The 20,928-nt window shown below is 67.1% G+C and carries 19 protein-coding genes; 13 read left to right on the top strand and 6 right to left on the bottom strand.

Annotated elements, in window-relative coordinates; translation table 11 throughout:
• Window positions 1–29: 29 nt before the first annotated feature.
• The 5 genes from rpsR to alr all read left to right on the top strand — a co-directional run bounded on the left by rpsR (window position 30) and on the right by alr (window position 4,302).
• Entirely contained in the window at window positions 30–260 is a 231-nt protein-coding gene (gene rpsR, locus LJF27_RS01250; protein WP_003095634.1) for a 30S ribosomal protein S18, read from the top strand.
• Between the two features lie 36 nt (window positions 261–296).
• Window positions 297–1,166: a hypothetical protein gene (locus LJF27_RS01245; RefSeq protein WP_004347675.1), complete on the top strand. Its 870-nt coding sequence runs from the start codon at window positions 297–299 to the stop codon at window positions 1,164–1,166.
• 21 nt (window positions 1,167–1,187) lie between these two features.
• Window positions 1,188–1,634, top strand: coding sequence for a 50S ribosomal protein L9 (gene rplI / locus LJF27_RS01240; protein ID WP_003095627.1), 447 nt, complete (start codon window positions 1,188–1,190; stop codon window positions 1,632–1,634).
• Between the two features lie 128 nt (window positions 1,635–1,762).
• Window positions 1,763–3,157 carry a replicative DNA helicase gene (gene dnaB, locus LJF27_RS01235; protein ID WP_003100012.1) on the top strand — a complete coding sequence of 465 codons (1,395 nt, stop codon included), beginning with the start codon at window positions 1,763–1,765 and terminating at the stop codon, window positions 3,155–3,157.
• Window positions 3,158–3,225: 68 nt separating this feature from the next.
• On the top strand, window positions 3,226–4,302 hold the full coding sequence (gene alr, locus LJF27_RS01230) for an alanine racemase (RefSeq protein ID WP_004347678.1): 1,077 nt from the start codon (window positions 3,226–3,228) through the stop codon (window positions 4,300–4,302).
• A gap of 1 nt (window position 4,303) precedes the next feature.
• On the opposite strand, the gene LJF27_RS01225 is transcribed toward alr, so the two are convergent.
• On the bottom strand, window positions 4,304–6,205 hold the full coding sequence (locus tag LJF27_RS01225) for a diguanylate cyclase (protein WP_023116791.1): 1,902 nt from the start codon (window positions 6,203–6,205) through the stop codon (window positions 4,304–4,306).
• Between the two features lie 213 nt (window positions 6,206–6,418).
• Here LJF27_RS01225 and LJF27_RS01220 point away from each other — a divergent pair, with 213 nt between their 5' ends.
• From LJF27_RS01220 to LJF27_RS01200, 5 genes are all read left to right on the top strand, one after another.
• Window positions 6,419–8,662, top strand: a complete 2,244-nt coding sequence (locus tag LJF27_RS01220; protein WP_023116790.1) for a YgiQ family radical SAM protein — start codon at window positions 6,419–6,421, stop codon at window positions 8,660–8,662.
• A gap of 261 nt (window positions 8,663–8,923) precedes the next feature.
• Window positions 8,924–11,416, top strand: coding sequence for a circularly permuted type 2 ATP-grasp protein (locus LJF27_RS01215; RefSeq protein ID WP_003112286.1), 2,493 nt, complete (start codon window positions 8,924–8,926; stop codon window positions 11,414–11,416).
• Window positions 11,416–12,351: a transglutaminase family protein gene (locus LJF27_RS01210; protein ID WP_003112287.1), complete on the top strand. Its 936-nt coding sequence runs from the start codon at window positions 11,416–11,418 to the stop codon at window positions 12,349–12,351. Before LJF27_RS01215 ends, LJF27_RS01210 begins: the two co-directional genes overlap by 1 nt.
• A 250-nt stretch (window positions 12,352–12,601) precedes the next feature.
• On the top strand, window positions 12,602–13,453 hold the full coding sequence (locus LJF27_RS01205; RefSeq protein WP_003095599.1) for a mechanosensitive ion channel family protein: 852 nt from the start codon (window positions 12,602–12,604) through the stop codon (window positions 13,451–13,453).
• A gap of 186 nt (window positions 13,454–13,639) precedes the next feature.
• Window positions 13,640–14,335: a peptidoglycan DD-metalloendopeptidase family protein gene (locus LJF27_RS01200; protein ID WP_003112288.1), complete on the top strand. Its 696-nt coding sequence runs from the start codon at window positions 13,640–13,642 to the stop codon at window positions 14,333–14,335.
• Between the two features lie 12 nt (window positions 14,336–14,347).
• On the opposite strand, the gene LJF27_RS01195 is transcribed toward LJF27_RS01200, so the two are convergent.
• Window positions 14,348–14,935 (bottom strand): TIGR00730 family Rossman fold protein, encoded by a 588-nt coding sequence (locus tag LJF27_RS01195; RefSeq protein ID WP_003116172.1) that lies wholly within the window; start codon window positions 14,933–14,935, stop codon window positions 14,348–14,350.
• Between the two features lie 275 nt (window positions 14,936–15,210).
• Between LJF27_RS01195 and azu the strand changes: the two genes are divergently transcribed.
• Entirely contained in the window at window positions 15,211–15,657 is a 447-nt protein-coding gene (azu, locus tag LJF27_RS01190; RefSeq protein WP_003095591.1) for an azurin, read from the top strand.
• A gap of 68 nt (window positions 15,658–15,725) precedes the next feature.
• Here the strand turns inward: azu and choE are convergent, their stop codons facing one another.
• The 4 genes from choE to LJF27_RS01170 form a co-directional block, all read right to left on the bottom strand.
• Window positions 15,726–16,649 carry a cholinesterase ChoE gene (gene choE / locus LJF27_RS01185; protein ID WP_003116174.1) on the bottom strand — a complete coding sequence of 308 codons (924 nt, stop codon included), beginning with the start codon at window positions 16,647–16,649 and terminating at the stop codon, window positions 15,726–15,728.
• Between the two features lie 133 nt (window positions 16,650–16,782).
• Window positions 16,783–17,610: an ammonia-dependent NAD(+) synthetase gene (gene nadE / locus LJF27_RS01180; RefSeq protein ID WP_003099998.1), complete on the bottom strand. Its 828-nt coding sequence runs from the start codon at window positions 17,608–17,610 to the stop codon at window positions 16,783–16,785.
• A gap of 28 nt (window positions 17,611–17,638) precedes the next feature.
• A complete protein-coding gene (gene pncB / locus LJF27_RS01175) occupies window positions 17,639–18,838 on the bottom strand; it encodes a nicotinate phosphoribosyltransferase (RefSeq protein WP_003099996.1) in 1,200 nt (399 codons plus the stop codon).
• A gap of 2 nt (window positions 18,839–18,840) precedes the next feature.
• Window positions 18,841–19,500 carry a nicotinamidase gene (locus LJF27_RS01170; protein WP_003116175.1) on the bottom strand — a complete coding sequence of 220 codons (660 nt, stop codon included), beginning with the start codon at window positions 19,498–19,500 and terminating at the stop codon, window positions 18,841–18,843.
• A gap of 109 nt (window positions 19,501–19,609) precedes the next feature.
• Here LJF27_RS01170 and LJF27_RS01165 point away from each other — a divergent pair, with 109 nt between their 5' ends.
• Together LJF27_RS01165 and LJF27_RS01160 are read left to right on the top strand one after the other, a co-directional pair.
• Entirely contained in the window at window positions 19,610–20,212 is a 603-nt protein-coding gene (locus LJF27_RS01165; RefSeq protein WP_003125444.1) for an adenylyltransferase/cytidyltransferase family protein, read from the top strand.
• A 14-nt stretch (window positions 20,213–20,226) separates the two neighbouring features.
• Complete coding sequence (locus LJF27_RS01160; protein WP_003116176.1) at window positions 20,227–20,922, top strand: NUDIX domain-containing protein; 696 nt, start codon at window positions 20,227–20,229, stop codon at window positions 20,920–20,922.
• Window positions 20,923–20,928: the final 6 nt, after the last annotated feature.

Genomic DNA, 20,928 nt, shown 5'->3' with positions numbered 1-20,928 from the left:
TTCCGGACCAGTATTGAGGAGCCAATCACATGGCACGTTTCTTCCGTCGTCGTAAGTTCTGCCGCTTCACCGCCGAAGGCGTGAAAGAGATCGATTACAAGGATCTCAACACCCTGAAGGCCTACGTTTCCGAAACCGGCAAGATCGTTCCGAGCCGTATCACCGGCACCAAGGCCAAGTACCAGCGTCAGCTGGCGACCGCTATCAAGCGCGCCCGCTACCTGGCCCTGCTTCCTTACACCGACAGCCACGGCCGTTGAGATCGGGCAGTCGAACGCTGGTAAGGGATAGATCGCATGCGCGCACTGGCTGAGTTCACCATGCGCGGCCGCATGCAGGCCACGCTCGCCGTGGCAGGCTCCGCGGTTGTTCCACTGTTGTTCTGGCTGAGTGCCGCCGCCGGTAGCCTGTTGCTGCTGCGGCGCGGATTCGGCGACGCCTTCGGCGTCCTGGCCTGGGCGGTGCTACCGGCGATGTTCTGGTGGTACCTGGGCGATCCGAGCATCCTTCTGGTCCTGCTCGGTACCCTGACGCTGGCGCAGATCCTGCGCGCCAGCACGTCCTGGAGCCATGTGCTGCTGGGCAGTGTTGCAGTTGGCGTGGTATTCGCGCTGGTGCTGGGGCATACCTCCAGCGAGCTGATCGGCGCCCTGGCGACGGAAGTCACCAAGGTCCTGACCCAGCTTCGCGGGGAGTCCCAGCTGTCGGGCGAAGAGCTGGACAAGTTGCAGGTGGCGCTGGTGCCGACCCTGACCGGGGTCATGGCTTCCTCGCTGCAGGTGACCTGCCTGCTCTGCCTGATGCTCGCGCGGTACTGGCAGGCTTCGCTGTACAACCCGGGCGGCTTCGGCCGCGAATTCCGGAGTTTGCGGCTGGCGCCGGCGGTTGCCGTGATCCTGCTGCTGGGGGCCGTCGTGGTCCCGGCGCTGGAAGTGCAGGCCGCGGTGCTCGGTCCGTTGTGCAGCGTGCCGCTGATCATCGCCGGCGTGGCGCTCGGGCATGGCCTGATCGCCCTGAAGCGCCTCGCGGGTGGTTGGCTGGTGGGCCTGTACCTGGCTGTATTGCTGCTGGGGAACCTGATCTGTCTTTTGGCGGTTGTCGACAGTCTGTTTGATTTTCGTGGACGCCTGGCCCGGCGCCAGGGTTCCACGAACGGTGAAGGTTAAAAGTTAAGAGGTAAGACTCAAATGGAAGTCATCCTGCTGGAAAAAGTCGCCAACCTGGGCAACCTGGGCGACAAGGTGAACATCAAGGGCGGTTACGCCCGTAACTTCCTGCTGCCGCAGGGCAAGGCCACCGTCGCCACCGCCGAGAACGTCGCTGCGTTCGAAGCACGCCGCGCCGAGCTGGAAAAGGCTGCCGCCGAGAAGAAGGCCGCTGCCGAAGCCCGTGCTGCCCAGCTCTCCGAGCTGGTGGTAACCCTCGGCGCCCACGCTGGCGACGAAGGCAAGCTGTTCGGTTCGATCGGCACCCGCGACATCGCCGAAGCCGTTTCCGCTGCCGGTTACCCGCTGGAAAAAGCCGAAGTTCGCCTGCCCAACGGCGCGCTGCGCAACACCGGTGAGTTCGACGTCGCCGTGCACCTGCACACCGACGTGGAAACCACTCTGAAGCTGATCATCGTCGCTGAGTAAGCGATCCGATCGGTAGGGCTGGGCGGGCATATGCGTGTCCGCGGCAGTCCGCTAACATCGGGCACGGTACCGGCAACGGCACCGTGCCCGTTGTTTTTTCCGCTGTTCCTTTTTCTTGCGTCGAGTCTATGAACGAGATCACCAGCCCCGAGCAATACGACCTGGAAACCACAGCCCTGAAGGTGCCGCCGCACTCGATCGAGGCCGAGCAGGCCGTGCTGGGTGGCCTGATGCTGGACAACAACGCCTGGGAGCGTGTGTCGGATTCGGTGTCCGACGGCGATTTCTACCGCCATGACCATCGCCTGATCTTCCGCGCCATCTACAAGCTGGCCGAGGCCAACCAGCCGATCGACGTGGTGACCCTCTCCGAGCAGTTGGAGAAGGAAGGACAACTGGCCCAGGTCGGCGGCCTGGCCTATCTCGGCGAACTGGCGAAGAACATTCCCTCGGTCGCCAACATCAAGGCCTACGCGCAGATCATCCGCGAGCGCGCCACCCTGCGCCAACTGATCGGCATCAGCAACGAGATCGCCGACAGCGCCTTCCACCCGGAAGGGCGCGGCGCCAACGAGATCCTCGACGAGGCCGAGCGGAAGATCTTCGAGATCGCCGAAGCGCGACCGAAGACCGGCGGGCCGGTAGGGATCAGCGATATCCTGGTCAAGACCATCGACCGCATCGACTACCTGTTCAACACCACCGAGGCGCTGACCGGGGTGTCCACCGGTTTCACCGACCTCGACGAGAAGACCAGCGGCCTGCAGCCGGCCGACCTGATCATCGTCGCCGGGCGTCCGTCGATGGGTAAGACCACCTTCGCCATGAACCTGGTCGAGAACGCGGTGATGCGCACCGACAAGGCCGTGTTGGTGTACTCCCTGGAGATGCCCTCCGACTCGATCGTGATGCGTATGCTCTCGTCGCTCGGGCGTATCGACCAGACCAAGGTGCGTTCCGGCAAGCTCGACGACGAGGACTGGCCGCGCCTGACTTCGGCGATCAACCTGCTCAACGACAAGAAGCTGTTCATCGACGATACCGCTGGCATCAGTCCCTCGGAAATGCGCGCGCGGACCCGTCGCCTGGTGCGCGAGCACGGCGACCTGGCGCTGATCATGATCGACTACCTGCAACTGATGCAGATACCCGGCTCCAGCGGCGACAACCGGACCAACGAGATTTCCGAGATTTCCCGCTCGCTGAAGGCCCTGGCGAAGGAATTCAACTGCCCGGTGATTGCCCTGTCGCAGCTCAACCGCTCCCTGGAGCAGCGACCCAACAAGCGCCCGGTGAACTCCGACTTGCGCGAATCCGGGGCGATCGAGCAGGACGCCGACGTGATCATGTTCGTCTACCGCGACGAGGTGTACCACCCGGAGACCGAGTTCAAGGGCGTCGCCGAAATCATCATCGGCAAGCAGCGTAACGGTCCGATCGGTACGGTGCGCCTGGCCTTCATCGGCAAATACACGCGCTTCGAGAACCTTGCCGCCGGCATGTACAACTTCGAGGACGAATGACCCGGCTTGGGTCTTGCCCGGCGGGCGCCTTACCATAGGCACCCGTTTCAGTTGCAGGACCCGATGCCATGCGTCCCCTCGTTGCCACCGTCGACCTTTCCGCCATTCGCCACAACTATGCCCTGGCCAAGCGCTGCGCGCCGCAGCGCCAGGCGTTCGCGGTGGTCAAGGCGAACGCCTATGGCCACGGTGCGCGCGAAGTGGTTACCGCGTTGCACGACGATGCCGATGGCTTCGCCGTGGCCTGCCTGGAGGAGGCCGCGGAAGTCCGCGCCTTGCACGCCAGCGCGCGCATCCTGTTGCTGGAAGGCTGCTTCGAGGCGAGCGAATACGCCCTCGCCGGGCAATTGCGCCTGGACCTGGTGATCCAGGGCGCGGAACAGGGCGAGGCGTTCCTCGCCGCCGGCCTGGATATTCCACTCAACGTCTGGCTCAAGCTCGACTCCGGCATGCACCGCCTGGGCTTCGATCCTGCCGCGCTGCGCGCCTGGCATGCGCGCCTGCGCAACCATCCTGGTGTGCGCGAGCTGAACCTGATCAGCCATTTCGCCTGCGCCGACGAACGCAACCATCCGCTCACCGAGCAGCAGCTGGAGAGTTTCCTCGGCCTGCTCGACCTGGATTTCGACCAGCGCAGCCTGGCCAATTCGGCGGCGGTGCTGACTATCCCGGCCGCCCACATGGACTGGCTGCGGCCGGGAATCATGCTCTACGGGTCGACCCCGCTGGCCGACCTGAGCGCCGCCGAACTGGGCCTGAGGCCGGCCATGAGCCTGGGCGCGCAGTTGATTTCGCTGCGCGAGGTGGCCGTGGGCGAGAGCGTCGGCTACGGCGCCACCTGGATCGCCGAGCGGCCGGCGCGGATCGGCACGGTCAGTTGCGGCTACGCCGACGGCTACCCGCGCACCGCGCCAGCCGGGACTCCGGTACTGGTCGGGGGACGCCGCGCGACCCTGGCCGGGCGGGTCTCGATGGACATGCTGGCGGTCGACCTCTCCGACCTGCCGGAGGCTCGCGTTGGCGACCCGGTGGAGTTGTGGGGCGCCGGGTTGTCGGTGGACGAGGTCGCCCGTGCCTGCGGCACCCTCGGCTACGAGCTTCTGAGCAAGGTCACGGCTCGGGTTCCGCGACACTACAGCCACTGATTCAGGAGATACGCTCCGGTGCCAGGGCGGTCGGCCAGGGGAGCGCCGGCGCGGTCTCGCGTTCATCGTCGGCAGCCATCGCATAGCCGGCGCGCCCGGCGCCCTTGACCCGGTACAGCGCCTGGTCGGCGGCCTTGTAGAGTTTGCCGAACTGCAGGGCGTCGCCGGGAAACAGGGCGACGCCGATGCTCGGTGTGATCACCAGCCACTGCTTGGCGAACTCCACCGGTTTCGCCAGTTCTCGCAGCAGGCGTTCGGCGATGTCGCGGGCATGCTGCTCGGCATTCGACCCGCCGACCAGCACGGCGAATTCGTCGCCGCCGAGGCGCGCCACGCAATCCTCGGTGCGCACGCAATGGCGCAGCCGCTGGGCCACGTTCTGCAGGACGAAGTCGCCGGCATCGTGGCCATGGGTATCGTTGATCGGCTTGAAGTGATCCAGGTCGATCAGCAGCAGCGCCATGCTGTTGCCGTGGCGGCGCGCGTCGTCCAGGGCGCTTTCGGCGAACTCCATCAGGTGCCTGCGGTTGCCAAGCCCGGTCAGCGGGTCGTGATGGGCGGCGTACTGCAGTTGCGCTTCGCGCATCTGCAACTGGCGATTGGCCTCGCTCAACTCGTTGGTACGGACTTCCACGGCGCGTGCCAGGTCGCGCTGGGCGCTGTGCAGCAGGGCCAGGCGCGCGTTCTTTTCCTGGTCGGCCTGGTCCAGGGCCAGGGCCCTTTCCTGCTTCAGATCCTGGATGCGCGAGGCGAGCGCCAGGGAGAACAGCAGGGCCTCCAGGGTCAGCGCCAGCGGGAAGACCATGGCGTTGGCCGAGGTCGGCTGGACCAGCGCGGTGGCGCGCATCACGCCAAGGCTGACGCTGCCGAGCACCAGGCCGAAGCCGACCAGGTACAGGCGCGCCGTGGCCGAACCCTGGCGCCAGCGCTGCACTGCCAGGCCGATGGCGATCGGCAGGTTGGCCAGCAGGGTCAGCGCCAGCACGCCGGCCGCCTGCCAGCGCCAGCCGGCGGCGTTGAACGCCAGGCAGGCAAGGAACAGCAGGCAACAGGCGTTCAGCAGGTGATGGGCCCAGCGTGCGTGCTGCCGGCTTTGCAGCAGGTTCTGGCTGAAGCGGATCACGCAGATGCCCCAGATCGCCAGCAGCGCCAGGCGGTCAAGCCACCAGGGCACCGCCCGCTCGGGCCAGAAATACTCGAAACCATGGCCGCTGATGCTCAGGGTCAGCACCAGCGCGCTGGCAGCGGTCAGCACGTACCAGAAATAGGCGCGATCGCGCAGGCTGGTGAAGAGGAACAGGTTGTACAGCAGCAGGGCGAGGATCAGCCCGTAGGCCATGCCGAACAGCAGGTTGCCCTGGCTGCGGTATTCCAGCAGTTCGTCGTGGCTCCAGAGCCTCAGCGGAAAGGCGTTGCCGCCGGGATCGTAGCTGCGCAGGTAGACGCGCAACGGCCCATCGCCGGGAGGGATCCGGAACAGCGGATGACGGTAGGCTTGGTCGCGGCCCTCGGCGAAGGGCACCGCTTCGCCGCTGCGATGTTCACGGAACCCGCCGCGCTCGTCGGGGAGATACAGGCGCAGGTCGTGCAGGCTGGCGCTGGCGACTTCCAGCCACCAGCCGCCGGATACCGCCTCGCGTCTCGGCAGGTCGAGGCGCAGCCACCAGGCGCTGCGGCTGAGGCCGACGCTGGTGCGGCCGGCGGCGGCGACGAAGCGGCCGGCCTGCTCCGCTTGTTCGAGGTCCTCCACCGCCAGGTTGCCATCGGGGTCTTCGAGCAGGTCCAGCGAGCCGTTCAACCAGGCGCCGCTGGCCGGAGGCGCCGGAAACTCCGGCGCGGCGCGCGAAACGGCGCTGGCCAGTAGCAGGAAGATGACCGCGAGCAGGGCAAGAGGATGGCGCACGATGACTCTCCCGGGGGCCTGCCTTAGAGGCCGGGTGAGATGACGATGAATGGAGTATAGAAACAAGATGGCTAAATGATGGCATTTTTTCGAAGCCGGCCGACGACAGGCAATACCCAGTGAAAACGTCGGAATTGCTCATTTTTTGTGCTATATTCCGCGCCCCGCGTTTTCGCGACCCCCCATTCCTAGAGATACCCCCTGGTGCCCGTGATGCAAGCCGCCAAGCCGCTGTTCGACTATCCCAAGTACTGGGCCGAGTGTTTCGGTCCGGCGCCCTTCCTGCCTATGAGTAGGGAAGAGATGGATCAGCTCGGCTGGGACTCCTGCGACATCATCATCGTCACCGGCGATGCCTACGTCGACCACCCGTCCTTCGGCATGGCCATCATCGGCCGCCTGCTGGAGGCCCAGGGGTTCCGCGTCGGCATCATCGCCCAGCCGGACTGGCAGTCGAAGGACGACTTCATGAAGCTCGGCGAGCCGAACCTGTTCTTCGGCGTGGCGGCCGGCAACATGGACTCGATGATCAACCGCTACACCGCGGACAAGAAGGTCCGTTCCGACGACGCCTACACCCCCGGCGGCCTGGCCGGCAAGCGCCCGGACCGCGCCAGCCTGGTCTACAGCCAGCGCTGCAAGGAGGCCTACAGCCATGTGCCGGTGATCCTCGGCGGGATCGAGGCCTCGTTGCGCCGTATCGCCCATTACGACTACTGGCAGGACAAGGTCCGCCGCTCGATCCTGATGGACGCCACGGCCGACATCCTGCTCTACGGCAACGCCGAGCGTGCGGTGGTGGAAATCGCCCAGCGCCTGGCCCAGGGCGAACCGCTGAGCGCGATCACCGACGTGCGCGGCACCGCCTTCGTCCGTCGCGACACCCCGGAGGGCTGGTTCGAGATCGATTCCACGCGGATCGACCGGCCGGGCAAGATCGACAAGATCATCAATCCCTACGTGAACACCCAGGACACCGCCGCCTGCGCCATCGAGCAGGAAAAGGGCGCGCAGGAGGGCCCGCAGGAAGCCAAGGTCGTGCAGTTGCTGGCGAACCCCAGGCTGACCCGGGAGAAGACCGTGATCCGCCTGCCGTCTTTCGAGAAGGTGCGCAACGACCCGGTGCTCTATGCCCACGCCAACCGCGTGCTGCACCTGGAGACCAACCCGGGCAACGCCCGTGCCCTGGTGCAGAAGCACGGCGAAGTGGATGTCTGGTTCAACCCGCCGCCCATTCCGATGAGCACCGAGGAAATGGACTACGTGTTCGGCATGCCCTATGCCCGCGTGCCGCACCCGGCCTACGGCAAGGCGAAGATTCCCGCCTACGAGATGATCCGCTTCTCGGTGAACATCATGCGTGGCTGCTTCGGCGGCTGCACCTTCTGCTCGATCACCGAGCATGAGGGACGGATCATCCAGAACCGCTCGCACGACTCGATCATCCGCGAGATCGAGGAGATGCGCGACAAGGTGCCCGGCTTCACCGGCGTGGTCTCCGACCTTGGCGGACCGACGGCGAACATGTACCGCATCGCCTGCAAGAGCCCGGACATCGAGCGGCACTGCCGCAAGCCATCCTGCGTGTTCCCCGGCATCTGCGAGAACCTCGATACCGACCACAGCTCGCTGATCGAGCTGTACCGCAAGGCCCGGGCGCTGCCGGGGGTGAAGAAGATCCTGATCGCCTCCGGCCTGCGCTACGACCTCGCCGTCGAGTCGCCCGAGTACGTCAAGGAACTGGTGACCCACCACGTCGGCGGCTACCTGAAGATCGCCCCGGAGCACACCGAGCGCGGTCCGCTGGACAAGATGATGAAGCCGGGGATCGGCACCTACGACCGCTTCAAGCAGATGTTCGAGAAGTTCTCGAAGGAAGCCGGCAAGGAGCAGTACCTGATCCCGTACTTCATCGCCGCCCATCCCGGGACCACCGACGAAGACATGATGAACCTGGCCCTGTGGCTCAAGCGCAACGGCTTCCGCGCCGACCAGGTCCAGGCGTTCTATCCTTCGCCGATGGCCACTGCCACCGCTATGTATCACTCGGGCAAGAACCCGCTGCGCAAGGTCACCTACAAGAGCGATGGCGTGACCATCGTCAAGAGCGACCAGCAGCGGCGCCTGCACAAGGCCTTCCTGCGCTACCACGACCCGAAAGGCTGGCCGCTGCTGCGCGAGGCGCTGGAGCGGATGGGGCGCGCCGACCTGATCGGCAATGGCAAGCACCACCTGGTCCCGACCTACCAGCCGGATACCGGCGAATACCAGAGCGCCCGGCGGAAGAACTCGACGCCGGCCGGCAGCAAGAAGGCCGGCAAGCTGCTGACCCAGCATACCGGCCTGCCGCCACGCGCCAGCGACGGCGGCAAGCCGTGGAGCAAGGGCCAGCAGAACAAGGCGACGGCCTTCGCCAAGGGCAAGAAGAAGTCGCGCCAGCCGAACATCCCGCGCTGATCGCCGGGGCGGCCCTGCCGCCCGCAAAGCGTGCGCGGCTGCAACCTTGCCTGCGGTCGCGCACCGTCGCAGTGCATTGCCGCGGCACGACCTCCTGGCCGCCCGGGCCTGACGGCGCTGGCACAAGTCTTGCGCTTCCGGGGCATCCCGGTCTTCACGAAGAACCGTCGTGGCGGACCCGGCAACGCCTCGTCGCTTCGCTCCGGCGTCGCGCCGCCGACTCCGCTACAGTGACCGCAACCCCAGCCCCGCGAGCCTTCGATGCCCGAGCTGCTTGCCCACTATCCGTTCACCGATACGGCCTACCACGAGTTGCTCGATCGCCAGGGCGGCGTGCGTCCCCATTGGCAGCGGCTGTTCCGCCAACTGGAGCGCAGCAGCCCTGAGCAACTGCGCCAGCGCCAGGCCCTGGTGGAACGGCAGATCCAGGAGAACGGCGTCACCTACAATGTTTACGCCGATCCCAAGGGCACCGACCGCCCCTGGGCGCTGGACCTTCTGCCGAACCTGCTGTCCGCCGCCGAGTGGCAGCCGATCGCCGCTGGTGTGGCGCAGCGTGCTCGGCTGCTCAATGCGCTGCTGGCCGACCTGTACGGCGACCAGCGTCTGCTCGCCGAAGGGCTGCTGCCCAGCGAACTGGTCTTCGGCCATCCGAACTTCCTCTGGCCGGCGCTCGGCATCCGGCCGCCCGGCGGGATTTTCCTGCACAGCTATGCCGTGGACCTGGCGCGCGATGCCGACGGACGCTGGCAGGTCCTTGCCGACCGCACCCAGGCTCCGTCCGGCGCGGGCTATGCGCTGGAGAACCGGCAGATCGTCTCGCGGGCCTTGCCGGAACTCTATCGCGACCTGCGCGTGCAGCATCTCGCCGGGTATTTCCGCACCCTGCAGGAGACCCTCGCCAGCCAGGCCGCCGGCGACGGCGAGACGCCGCTGGTGGTGCTGCTGACTCCCGGACGTTTCAACGAAACCTACTTCGAGCATCTCTACCTGGCGCGCCAGCTCGGTTTTCCGCTGGTCGAGGGGCACGACCTGACGGTGCGCGACGCCACCCTCTATCTCAAGACCCTCGGCGGCCTGAAACGGGTGCACGCGGTATTGCGGCGCCTCGATGACGATTTCTGCGACCCACTGGAATTACGTACCGACTCGGCGCTGGGCATTCCCGGCCTGCTCGAGGCGGTACGCCAGGGACGCGTGCTGGTGGCCAACGCACTGGGCAGCGGAGTGCTGGAGTCGCCCGGCCTGCTCGGCTTCCTGCCGCAGGCCTGTCGCCGCCTGCTTGGCGAGGAACTGGCGCTGCCCTCGCTCGACACCCGCTGGTGCGGCGAGCCGCAAGCCCTCGAGGCGATACTCGCGGCACTGCCCGACCTGGTGATCAAGCCGGCCTTTCCCGGCCAGCGCTGCGAACCTCTGTTCGGCCACGCCCTCGACAGTGCCGGCCTGGCATCCCTCGGCGAGCGCTTGCGCGAGCGCCCGCAGGCCTACGTGGCGCAACGCCTGGCGCAGTTGTCCCAGGCACCGGTCTGGCGCGACGGCAAGGCCGGCGTCGGCCTGCAGTCGCGGGCCATCGGCATGCGCGTATTCGCCGTCGCCGCCAGCGACGGCCGCTACTGGGTGATGCCCGGCGGCCTGACCCGCGTAGCCTCGGCGGCGGACGCCGAAGTGGTGTCGATGCAGCGCGGCGGGGCGAGCAAGGACACCTGGGTGCTGGCCGAGCGAGCAGTCGGCGGCGAGCCGTTGCGACCGCGCCGGCTCGGCGTGCGCGACCTGGTCCGCGAAGACCCCTACCTGCCGTCGCGGGTGGTGGAGAACCTGTTCTGGTACGGCCGCTATGCCGAGCGTTGCGACGACCATGCGCGCCTGTTGCGGGTGGTGCTGTCGCGCTACGTGGATGCCGATGGCGACGAAGAGGCGTTGCGCAGCGCCCTGGCCCTGGCCGGCGGCATCGGCCTGCTGCCCGGGGATGGCGAGCCGTTGGAAAGGTGCCTGTTGCGGGCGTTGCTCGACGAGCACTGGCCGGCGAGCCTGTGCGCCAACCTGCGGCGCCTGCACTGGGCGGCGGCGCAGGTGCGCGGGCGCTTGTCCGGGGAGAACTGGCTGGCCTTGCTGGAGCTGCAACGCGACATGCAGGCGCTCGATCCGGCACGCACCGACCTCGGCGAAGCGCTGGACTTCCTCAACCGGCTAGTGATGTCCCTGGCCGCGTTGTCCGGTTTCGCCCTCGACGACATGACCCGCGACGACGGCTGGCGTTTCCTGATGATCGGCCGGCGCATCGAGCGCGTGCGCTTCTTCGCCGAGAGCATCGCCGCCTTCCTCGGTAGCGCCTGGGACGCCGGCGCGCTGGAGTGGCTGCTGGAGCTGGGTAACAGCGGCATCACCTACCGCTCGCGCTACCTGGCGTCGCCGCAGCTGGTCCCGGTGCTCGACCTGCTCCTGTTGCACGAGCAGAACCCGCACTCGCTGCGCTTCCAGTTGCAGGCCCTGGAGCGTTCGCTGGAGCGCCTGCACGAGGAGTTCGGCGCGCCACGCGAGCGGGAACTCAGGACCCTGGGCGAACGCCTGCGCAGCTTCGATCTGGCGGCCCTGGAAAGCCCGCTGTTCGGCGCGGCAGGACTCGACGAGGTGCTCGTCGGGCTGGCGCGACTGCTGCGCGACATCGCCGCCTGCGCCGGACAGGTCTCCGATCGGCTAGGCTTGCGCTATTTCGCCCATGTCGACGATGTCAGCCAGAGAACGGTATCCACCTGATGTCCGCACCCGCGCTTCGCTCCGTTCCGCTCCAGGGCGCCCGCTACCAGGTGCTGCACGACACCCATTACCGCTATGCGATGCCGGTCTCGCTGTCGCGGCAACTGGCGCATCTCTGGCCACGCGAATGCGCCTGGCAGGCCTGTCATGAGCGGGCACTGCTGATCGAGCCGGGGCCGAGCCGGCGCGAGGATGGCCACGACGCATTCGGCAATCCGCTGAGCCGGCTGGCCTTCGAGCGTCCCCACGAGGCGCTGCGGGTCAGCGCGCGACTGCAGGTCGAAGTGTTCGCCCATGCGCCGGCGCAACTGACCGCGTCGCCGGCATGGGAAACCGTCGCCGCCGGGCTGGCATTTTCCGGGCGGGCGCTGTCCGCCGCCGAGCTGGAAGCCTGCCGCTATCGCGTCGAGTCGCCCTATGTGCGCATCCAGCGGCGATTCGCCGAGTTCGCCGCCGACTGCTTCCCGCCCGGACGGCCGTTGCTGGTGGCGGCGGCGGCACTGATGGAGAAGATCTTCCGCGAGTTCGCCTTCGATGCGCAGGCCACCCAGGTGGCGACGCCGCTGGACGAAGTGCTGGAGCGCCGTCGCGGGGTCTGCCAGGACTTCGCCCACCTGATGCTCGCCTGCCTGCGCGCGCGCGGACTGGCGGCGCGCTACGTCAGCGGCTACCTGCTGACCCGCCCGCCGCCCGGACAGGCGCGACTGATCGGTGCCGACGCCTCGCATGCCTGGGTCTCGCTGTATTGCCCGGAGAACGGCTGGGTGGATTTCGACCCGACCAACGACCTGTTGCCCGACCTGGAGCACATCACCCTGGCCTGGGGGCGGGATTTTTCCGATGTGTCGCCGTTGCGCGGGGTGATCCTCGGTGGCGGTAGCCATGACCCGGAGGTGCGGGTGACGGTGCTGCCGCTACAGGAAACAGCCGGCTGATCAAAAAGTGATCGGTCTCGCGGAGGCCCTGCCGCCCTGGACTCCCGGACCTTTTCACCCAGGTTGTCCACAGCCTCGCCCACGCCGTTTGGGGACAACGAAGCGGTGCTCCGGCAAATTCGCGGCGCCGTGCTAGCTTTTCCAGAATCCGCTACGGACGTTGTCGGGCCAAGGGCCGGAGCCTGCCTTTCCGGTGCCAGGGGCGGTTCTCGTACGGAGCCAGACTCCTTCCTTGCGCACGGTGAGCGATATGGATGACACGACGATCGTCAACGTAGGTACCGAGAAGATCAACGCGCTCTGGGCGACGGTGTCCCAGTACGCCTTCGCCTTCGGCATCAAGATTCTCGCGGCCATCGCCTTCTGGGTGATCGGCCGCTGGCTGATCGGCTTCGCCGTCGGCATGGTGCAGAAATCCCTCGAGCGGCAAAAGGTCGATCCCACCGTGCTGCGCTACGTGGGTTCGTTCATCACGGTGACCCTGAACGTGCTGCTGGTGGTGGGCATCCTCGGTTTCTTCGGCATCCAGACCACCAGCCTGGCGGCGCTGATCGCGGCGGTCGGCCTGGCCATCGGCATGGCCTGGTCGGGATTGCTGGCGAACCTGGCGGCCGGCGGCTTCATCATCGTCCTGCGGCCGTTCAAGGTCGGCGACTTCATCTGCGCCGGCGGAGTGACCGGCACGGTCAAGGAGATCGGCCTGTTCACCACGGCGATCAACACTCCGGACAACGTGCTGACCATGGTCGGCAACAACAAGATATTCGGCGACAACATCCAGAACTTCACCCACAACCCGTTCCGCCGGGTCGAGTTGAAGGCGCAGCTTTCCGGTGCCGCCGACTACCAGGCGGCCATCGCCCTGCTCAAGCAGCGCGTCGCGGCGATTCCCAACGTGCTCGGCGAGCCGCCGGTGGACGTGGAGATCCTCGAGTTCAACCTGGTCGGGCCGGTGCTGGCGGTGCGCCCGTATTGCCACAACGACCATTACTGGCAGGTCTATTTCGATACCAACAAGGTGATCAAGGACGCCCTCGGCGCCGACTTCCCGGCACCGATGCCGGCGCAGACGGTGATCGTGCAGCAGTCCGCCGGCGCCTGACGTTTCCCGCTCGGCACCGACGCCCCGTCCTGCGGGGCGTTGGCGTTTGTGCGCGGACCGGGTGGCGGGCCGCGCGGAGAAAACGGGCCATCGGCGAGTCCAACGGGCACCCCGGCGAACAAGGTATAGTGCGGGCCTGCAACCGTCGCCGCAGCCGGCCGGGTTTCATCGGGAAAAGGATTCCGTGTGTTCTTCAGATTGCTCTTGATCGCCGTCCTGCTGGCGGTATCCGCGTGCAGCTCCAAGGCTCCCGGCCCGGGGGCGTCGGTGCCGAAGGTCGTGCGCGGCGAGTATCGCGTCAAGCGCGGCGACACCCTCTATTCGATCGCCACCCGGCACGGCTGGAACTACAAGGACCTGGCGCGCGCCAACGGCATCCGCCCGCCCTACGCGGTCAAGGTCGGCCAGGTGGTGCGCTTCGACGGGCGCAAGTCGACCTACGTCGCCAGTAGCCGCTCTTCGTCTAACACCCGTGCGCGCAAGCCGCCGCCTCCGCCGCCGTCGGTGACCCTGCGCGGCTGGCAGTGGCCGATGAAGGGGCCGGTGATCCGCCGCTTCTCCAGTTCCGACAAGCTCAACAAGGGCATCCGCATCGCCGGCACCCTGGGCCAGCCGGTGCAGGCCTCGCTGGCCGGCAAGGTGGTGTTCGCGGTGAACAACATGCGTGGCTACGGCAACCTGGTGATCATCCAGCACGGTACCTCGTACACCAGCACCTACGCGCACAACAGCCGCTTGCTGGTGAAGGAGGGGCAGATGGTCGGCAAGGGCCAGAAGATCGCCGAGGCCGGTTCCTCGGATGCCGACCGGGTGCAACTGTACTTCGAGATCCGCCAGAACGGCCGGCCGCTCGACCCGCTGAGCCTGCTGCCGCCGTCCTGAGAGAGGAGCGGATCACTGCGGGGTGCGGTCGACCCACTTTGGCGCCACGCTTGGCGTCCAGGCGGCGAGGGCATCGAGCAGCGCCTCCGGACTGGCACCGCGCTGCAGCATGCCGCGGTGTTCGGCGCGGACGAAGCGTTCGTCGACCAGGTGGTCGAGGAAGGTCAGCAGCGGGTCGTAGAAACCGTTCACTTCGAGCAGGCCCAGCGGCTTGGCGTGGTAGCCCAGTTGGCCCCAGGTCCAGACCTCGAACAGCTCTTCCAGGGTGCCGAGCCCGCCGGGCAGGGCGACGAAGGCGTCGGCCAGCTCGGCCATGCGCGCCTTGCGCGCGTGCATGCCGTCTACCACTTCCAGGCGGGTCAGGCCCTTGTGGCCGATCTCGGCCTCCTGCAGGCTCTGCGGGATGATCCCGATCACTTCGCCGCCGGCGGCCAATGCGGCGTCCGCCACGGTGCCCATCAGACCGACCGCGCCGCCACCGTAGACCAGGGTCAGGCCGCGCTCGGCCAGGTGCCGGCCGAGGGCCACGGCGGCTTCCTGGTAGACCGGGGAAGCGCCGGGGCTGGCGCCACAGAATACGCAGACGGAACGCAAGGTCATGATCGACTCCTGTCGGGGGTGGAAAAAGGCGCACAGGGTAGCGGCTGGGAGCGCTTCGACCAAGCCGTGCGAAGCATTGCCGGACGTTGCGTCGCAGGCGCGAAGCGGCACATCTGTGCTAAAACAGGAGTTCCCCGTAGTAAACGCCGGGCAGATCCCGCTCGATGCCCCGCCACGTCCGGTTCGGGTTTGACCTGAATCAGTGGAACTCGGTGCCCGATCGGGCAGTCTGCTCTTTCAGGATTCATCGCCCAACCTGCCTAGGAGGCTGCTCCATGCTACGTAAACTCGCTGCGGTATCCCTGCTGTCCCTGCTCAGTGCGCCGCTGCTGGCTGCCGAGTGCTCGGTGGACATCCAGGGTAACGACCAGATGCAGTTCAACACCAATGCCATCACCGTCGACAAGAGCTGCAAGCAGTTCACCGTCAACCTGTCCCACCCCGGCAACCTGCCGAAGAACGTCATGGGCCACAACTGGGTACTGAGCACCGCCGCCGACATGCAGGGCGTGGTCACCGACGGCATGGCTTCCGGCCTGGACAAGGATTACCTGAAGCCCGACGACAGCCGTGTCATCGCCCACACCAAGCTGATCGGCTCGGGCGAGAAGGACTCGGTGACCTTCGACGTCTCCAAGCTGAAGGAAGGCGAGCAGTACATGTTCTTCTGCACCTTCCCGGGCCACTCCGCGCTGATGAAGGGCACCCTGACCCTGAAGTGATGCGCGAGCGATCCGCTGCATGAAAAAGCCCGGCCGCTGCCGGGCTTTTTCATGGGCGCGCGCCGGGCTCAGCGCGCGTAGCGCGCCGCCATCGCTTCGCCGGCCAGTTGGTGCACGCGCCGGGTCGGATGCCACTCGTCCCAGAAGTAGTACTGGTCCGGGTTGGCGCAGGCCGGGCGGACGCTGGGCTGGGTCGGCTGGCAGGGCGCGTCCAGCTCCACCAGGCCGTAGCGTGCCGGGTTGCGCCGCAAGTGGCGGCTGAAGGTGAGATGGTCGAACCAGCTCAGCTCCAGGCCGCGGGTCTTGCGCAGGGCGGCGAGCTGGATCGGCAGGCTGGCGTTGACCGCTTGCAGGTAGCGCTGCGCACGCTCGACCCGGTTGCCGACGACCACCGCCGGGACCACGCTCAGGTCGGTCGAACTGACCACCAGGAAGCGTCGTGCGCCGGCCTCTCCGAGACGCTGCACCGCGGCGCGGATGTTCGCCACGCTGCTGCCGGCCAGTTGTTCCAGGGGCTGCTCGCCGGCGAAATCCTCGTGCTCGAAGAAATCGTTGGCGGAGACGAAGATGAAGTGCAGCGCCTGGCCATCGACCGGCTTGCCGTCCAGCGTGGCGAGGTAGGCGTCGACCTGGCCGGCGAGGCCGGTATGGCGGTAGGCGCTCATCCAGCCGTAGTAGTTGTCCGCTCCGCTCTTGGCGCCGCCCACCGCATGGTCGGCCAGTTGCGCACCAAGCTGGCGGGCGAGCACCTCGACGGCGGTCGGGCCGTTGCTCCAGCGGCCCTGCCAGTAGACTTCGCCGGGCAATGCCTGGGCGCCGGCGATGCCCTTGGCGAGCATCTCGCGGGTCAGTCGCTGGCTTTCGCCGTTGTCCGAATAGCTGTCGCCGAAGGCGTGGATCTGCCGTACCGGCGCGAGCAGCGGGGATGTGTGTCCGCAGGCCTGGCCGGCCAGCAGGACACCGAGGAGCAGGGCGGGGAGACGGGTGCGCATGGCTGGCCTTCGCAGGGATACAGCTTCCTTCTAGCGCGCCGCCGCGCGGACTTGAAGACCTGGTTGCGACAGGCACATTCCCGCCCGCGACAAAGGCCCGTCGACGACGGGCCTGCCGCACGGACCGGGAGGCTCAGGGCGCCTTCGGCAGTTCGCGCTTGTGCTGGGTCTTGTGGTAGGTGTCGACGATCACCCGCGCAGCTTCCTCGCGCAGCGGCTGGCCGTGCAGGAAGGCGTCGATCTCGGCATAGGTGACGCCGTGGGAAGCCTCGTCCGGATGGCCGGGGCGCAGGTCCTCAAGGTCGGCGGTGGGGATCTTCTCCACCAGGTTCTCCGGAGCGCCGAGGGCGCGGGCGAGGGCGCGCACTTGATGCTTGGCCAGGCCGCTGAGCGGAGCCAGGTCGCAGGCGCCGTCGCCGAACTTGGTGAAGAACCCCATGACCGCCTCGGCGGCATGGTCGGTGCCGATCACCAGGCCGCCGCGGGCGCCGGCGATGGCGTACTGGGCGACCATGCGGATGCGCGCCTTGATATTGCCGATGACGAAGTCGCTCTTCGCCGGCTCGAGTCCTTCCAGGGCTTCCAGCTGTTCCGCCAGGGCTTTCACCGACGGACCGATGTTGACGGTCTGCTCTTCGTCGGCGCGGATGGTCGCCAGCGAGGCCTGGGCATCGGCCTCGTCCTGCTGCACCTGGTAGGGCAGGCGCACGGCGATGAAGCGGTAGGCCTGGTCGCCGGTCTGCTCGCGCAGTTGCTCGACGGCGCGCTGGGCCAGCAGGCCGGCGGTGAGCGAGTCGACGCCGCCGCTGATCCCCAGCACCAGGGTCTTCAGCCCGGAATCCTTCAGGCACTGCTGGATGAAGGCGATGCGCCGGGCGATCTGCGCCTGCACGTCGGCCTCCGACTGGAACGGCGGCTGGACCTGCAGGGCTTGGGCGATGTCGCGTTGGATCTGTTGCATGTTCGGGCTCCCGTTAGGTGCGAAAGGATTAGGCCGGCACGTTGAAGACGTGGCGGAGGTAGGCGACGAAGTTCTCGTCGCGGCATTGGGTCTTGCCCGGGGCGTCGGATATCTTCGCCACCGGATGGCCGTTGCAGGCCGTCATCTTCAGGACGATGTTCATCGGCTCGACCCCCGGGATGTCGCAGGTCAGGTTGGTGCCGATGCCGAAGCTGACGTTGATCTTGCCACGTAGCGCGCGGAACAGCTGCAACGCCTTGGGCATGTCCAGCCCGTCGGAGAACACCAGGGTCTTGCTCAGCGGGTCGATACCCAGGCGGCGGTAGTGGGCGATGGCTTTCTCCGCCCAGGCCAGCGGGTCGCCCGAATCGTGGCGCAGGCCGTCGAAGAGCTTGGCGAAGTACAGGTCGAAGTCGTCGAGGAAGGCATCCATGGTAATGCAGTCGGTCAGGGCTATGCCGAGCTGTCCGCGGTACTCGCGGACCCAGCAGTCCAGCGCCGCTTGCTGGCTGTCGACCAGCCGCGGGCCGAGTTGCTGGTGGGCCATCAGCCATTCGTGGGCCATGGTGCCGATCGGCTTGAGGTCGTACTCGCGGGCCAGGTGCACGTTGCTGGTGCCGACGAAGCGCCCGGGGAAGTCGCGCTTGAGGATATGCACCACTTCCTCCTGGGTGCGGTAGGAGAAGCGCCGGCGGGTGCCGAAGTCGGCGACCTGGAATTCCGCGAGTTCCTCGCTGCTGGCCTGGGCGGAGAGCCAGTCGAGCTTGCGATAGAGCTGCTCGCCGACCTGTTCCAGGACCACCTCGCGGTAGCGATAACGGTTGCGCACCTCGCTGACGATGGCCAGCAGCGGCACCTCGAAGAGGATCACGTGCAGCCATGGGCCGCGCAGGCGGATTGCCAGTTGGCCATCCTCGATGCCGGTGTGCACGTAGCGCAGGTTGAAGCGGAACAGGCTGAGGAAGCGGATGAAGTCCGGCTTCATGAACGGGATGCGTTCGAGGAAGGCGAGCTGGTCGGCGGTTACCTCGACTTCGGCGAGGCGCTCGATCTGGTAGCGGATCTCCGCCAGGTACGGACGCAGGTCCTCGGCGTTGCGGCAGCGGAATTCCCACTCCACTTCGGCGTTGGGGTAGTTGTGCAGCACCGCCTGCATCATGGTCAGCTTGTAGAAATCGGTATCGAGCAGGTTCTGCACGATGCGCTCGGCAAAGACGCTTTCGGCCATGTTCACTTCTCCTTGTCGGCGCCGGCGAGGGCGCTATCCAGTCGTTCCAGGTCGGCGCAGAGGATCACCCCGGCGTCGCGCATCTCGTCGCAGGCCCGCTGCGCGGTGTCCTCGGCGATGGCCCGGCAGGCGGGCAGGTAGAGCAGCACCTCGAAACCGGCGCGGCGCAGTTGCAGGGCGGTGTTCTTCACGCAGTAGTCCAGCGCCAGGCCACCCACCAGCACATGGCTCACGCCATTCTGCCTCAGGTATTCGATGACCCCGGTGCTGCGGCGTTCCGCCAGATCGTGGTAGCAGGCGCCGTAGGGATGCAGGTCCGGCTCCACGCCCTTCCAGACGAAGAAGTCGTAGTCGATCGGCCGCGGCAGTTCGTCGAGCAGCTCGAAACCCGGCGTACCCGGTACGCAGTGGTTCACCCAGGTCAGGTCGGCATCCGGATAGGCCAGCGGCCGCAGCATCTGCTCGGCGCTTTCCACTACCCAGGCAGCCTTCGGGCTGTGCGCGTCCTTGCTGCCCAGGCGCAGCGCGGCGCGGCTGGCCAGTTGGTTGAGGGCGGCGCCGATGGCGTCGCCGCCGGGCACCGGCAGTTCGTCCGGGCACAGCGGGGTGAAGCCTTTCTGGGCGTCGACATCGAAGCTGGCGATCTTGCTGGGACGATTCATGGAAGCCTCCGCTTGACGGGTTGGGGCTGAATGTGGGTACATAATTCATCACGTGAAATAAGTCGTCAAGCACTTGTACTACAAAATTTCGCAGTGGAAGGTATTTTCTATGCGTGATGAAATAAGTTACCGGATTCGCCGACTGCCTGCCGGGATGAGCGGCGGACGCGCCCCCGACTTCGCCCTCGCGGTCTACGGTGGGGCGTTCGACCCGCCGCACCCCGGCCATGAGTCGGTGATCCGCCGGGCGCTGCTTTGCGCCGAACGGGTCGCCCTGGTGCCGAGCCACCGCCACGCCTTCGGCAAGCGCATGGGCGATTTCGAGCTGCGCTGCCGCTGGCTGGCGCGGCTGGCCCGGCGGATCGATCCGCGGCGGGTGTATTGCGAACCGATCGAAGCAGGATTGATGCCTGATTGTCCGGCGGTCTACAGCATCGACCTGCTGGAAGCGCTGGCCGCGCGTAGCGGCCTGGCGTCACCGCGGATCGCCCTGCTGATCGGCGCCGACAACGAGGCGGAGCTGCCGCGCTTCGAACGCGCCGCCGAATTGTGCTGGCGCTTCGGCCGGCTGGTGGCGGAGGAGCGGCTGCCGCTGCACAGCTCGATGATCCGCCAGCGCCTGCGTGAAGGGCTGGCGGTACCGGAGGCCTGGTGCCTGCCGGAAGTGAAGGACGAACTGCACTGCTATGGCGGCGAACGCCAGGCGGGCTGAAGAGAGGAGTGACGATGAGTTCAGCGGAAGTATTGGCCAGCGTGGATATCGTGGCGTTGCGCCTGAACCCCGGGCACGGACTGGAGCTGTTGCTGATCCGCCGCGCCCAGGCGCCTTTCGCCGGCCAGTGGGCCTTGCCCGGCGTGCTGGTCAACGGCCGCAGCGCCGACCACAGCCTCGACGACGCGGCGGTGCGCGCCCTGCGCGACAAGGCGCGGCTGGAGCCGGCCTACATCGAGCAGGTGGCCACGGTCGGCAACGCGGTACGCGACCCGCGCGGCTGGTCGCTGAGCGTGTTCTACCTGGTGCTGGTCGGTCCGGACACCCGGGTGGAGGACGACGACCTCGACTTCGTGCCGCTGCGCGACGTTCGCAGCGAGCGCTTCGCCCTGCCGTTCGACCACGCCCAACTGGTACAGCAGGCCTGCGAGCGCCTGGCGAGCAAGTCGGTGTACAGCGCCCTGCCGCTGTTCCTGCTGGCGCCGCGCTTCACCGTGGCCGAGGCGCTGAAGGCCTTCGAGTGCGCCATCGGCCAGGAAGTCCAGCATTCCAGCCTGCGCGGGCGCCTGGAGCGGATGAAGGAGGCTGGCTGGGTCGAGGACACCGGCGAACGCCAGCGTCCGCCCATGGGGCGCCCGCAACACATCCTGCATTTCACCCCGAAGCCGGGCGGCGCCTTCGTTTTCGACCGCAGCCTGCTGGCGTCCTGACAAACG

This window comes from Pseudomonas sp. 203-8 (assembly GCF_020708595.1).
In the GTDB taxonomy this organism is placed as follows: Bacteria; Pseudomonadota; Gammaproteobacteria; order Pseudomonadales; family Pseudomonadaceae; genus Pseudomonas; species Pseudomonas aeruginosa.
This window is presented reverse-complemented; position numbering and strand designations above follow the sequence as displayed.

Coding starts and splice junctions, on each gene's coding strand:
- rpsR (WP_003095634.1), top strand. CDS start 30: ATGGCACGTTTCTTCCGTCGTCGTAAGTTCTGCCGCTTCACCGCCGAA.
- LJF27_RS01245 (WP_004347675.1), top strand. CDS start 297: ATGCGCGCACTGGCTGAGTTCACCATGCGCGGCCGCATGCAGGCCACG.
- rplI (WP_003095627.1), top strand. CDS start 1,188: ATGGAAGTCATCCTGCTGGAAAAAGTCGCCAACCTGGGCAACCTGGGC.
- dnaB (WP_003100012.1), top strand. CDS start 1,763: ATGAACGAGATCACCAGCCCCGAGCAATACGACCTGGAAACCACAGCC.
- alr (WP_004347678.1), top strand. CDS start 3,226: ATGCGTCCCCTCGTTGCCACCGTCGACCTTTCCGCCATTCGCCACAAC.
- LJF27_RS01220 (WP_023116790.1), top strand. CDS start 6,419: ATGCAAGCCGCCAAGCCGCTGTTCGACTATCCCAAGTACTGGGCCGAG.
- LJF27_RS01215 (WP_003112286.1), top strand. CDS start 8,924: ATGCCCGAGCTGCTTGCCCACTATCCGTTCACCGATACGGCCTACCAC.
- LJF27_RS01210 (WP_003112287.1), top strand. CDS start 11,416: ATGTCCGCACCCGCGCTTCGCTCCGTTCCGCTCCAGGGCGCCCGCTAC.
- LJF27_RS01205 (WP_003095599.1), top strand. CDS start 12,602: ATGGATGACACGACGATCGTCAACGTAGGTACCGAGAAGATCAACGCG.
- LJF27_RS01195 (WP_003116172.1), bottom strand. CDS start 14,935: ATGACCTTGCGTTCCGTCTGCGTATTCTGTGGCGCCAGCCCCGGCGCT.
- azu (WP_003095591.1), top strand. CDS start 15,211: ATGCTACGTAAACTCGCTGCGGTATCCCTGCTGTCCCTGCTCAGTGCG.
- choE (WP_003116174.1), bottom strand. CDS start 16,649: ATGCGCACCCGTCTCCCCGCCCTGCTCCTCGGTGTCCTGCTGGCCGGC.
- nadE (WP_003099998.1), bottom strand. CDS start 17,610: ATGCAACAGATCCAACGCGACATCGCCCAAGCCCTGCAGGTCCAGCCG.
- pncB (WP_003099996.1), bottom strand. CDS start 18,838: ATGGCCGAAAGCGTCTTTGCCGAGCGCATCGTGCAGAACCTGCTCGAT.
- LJF27_RS01170 (WP_003116175.1), bottom strand. CDS start 19,500: ATGAATCGTCCCAGCAAGATCGCCAGCTTCGATGTCGACGCCCAGAAA.
- LJF27_RS01165 (WP_003125444.1), top strand. CDS start 19,610: ATGCGTGATGAAATAAGTTACCGGATTCGCCGACTGCCTGCCGGGATG.
- LJF27_RS01160 (WP_003116176.1), top strand. CDS start 20,227: ATGAGTTCAGCGGAAGTATTGGCCAGCGTGGATATCGTGGCGTTGCGC.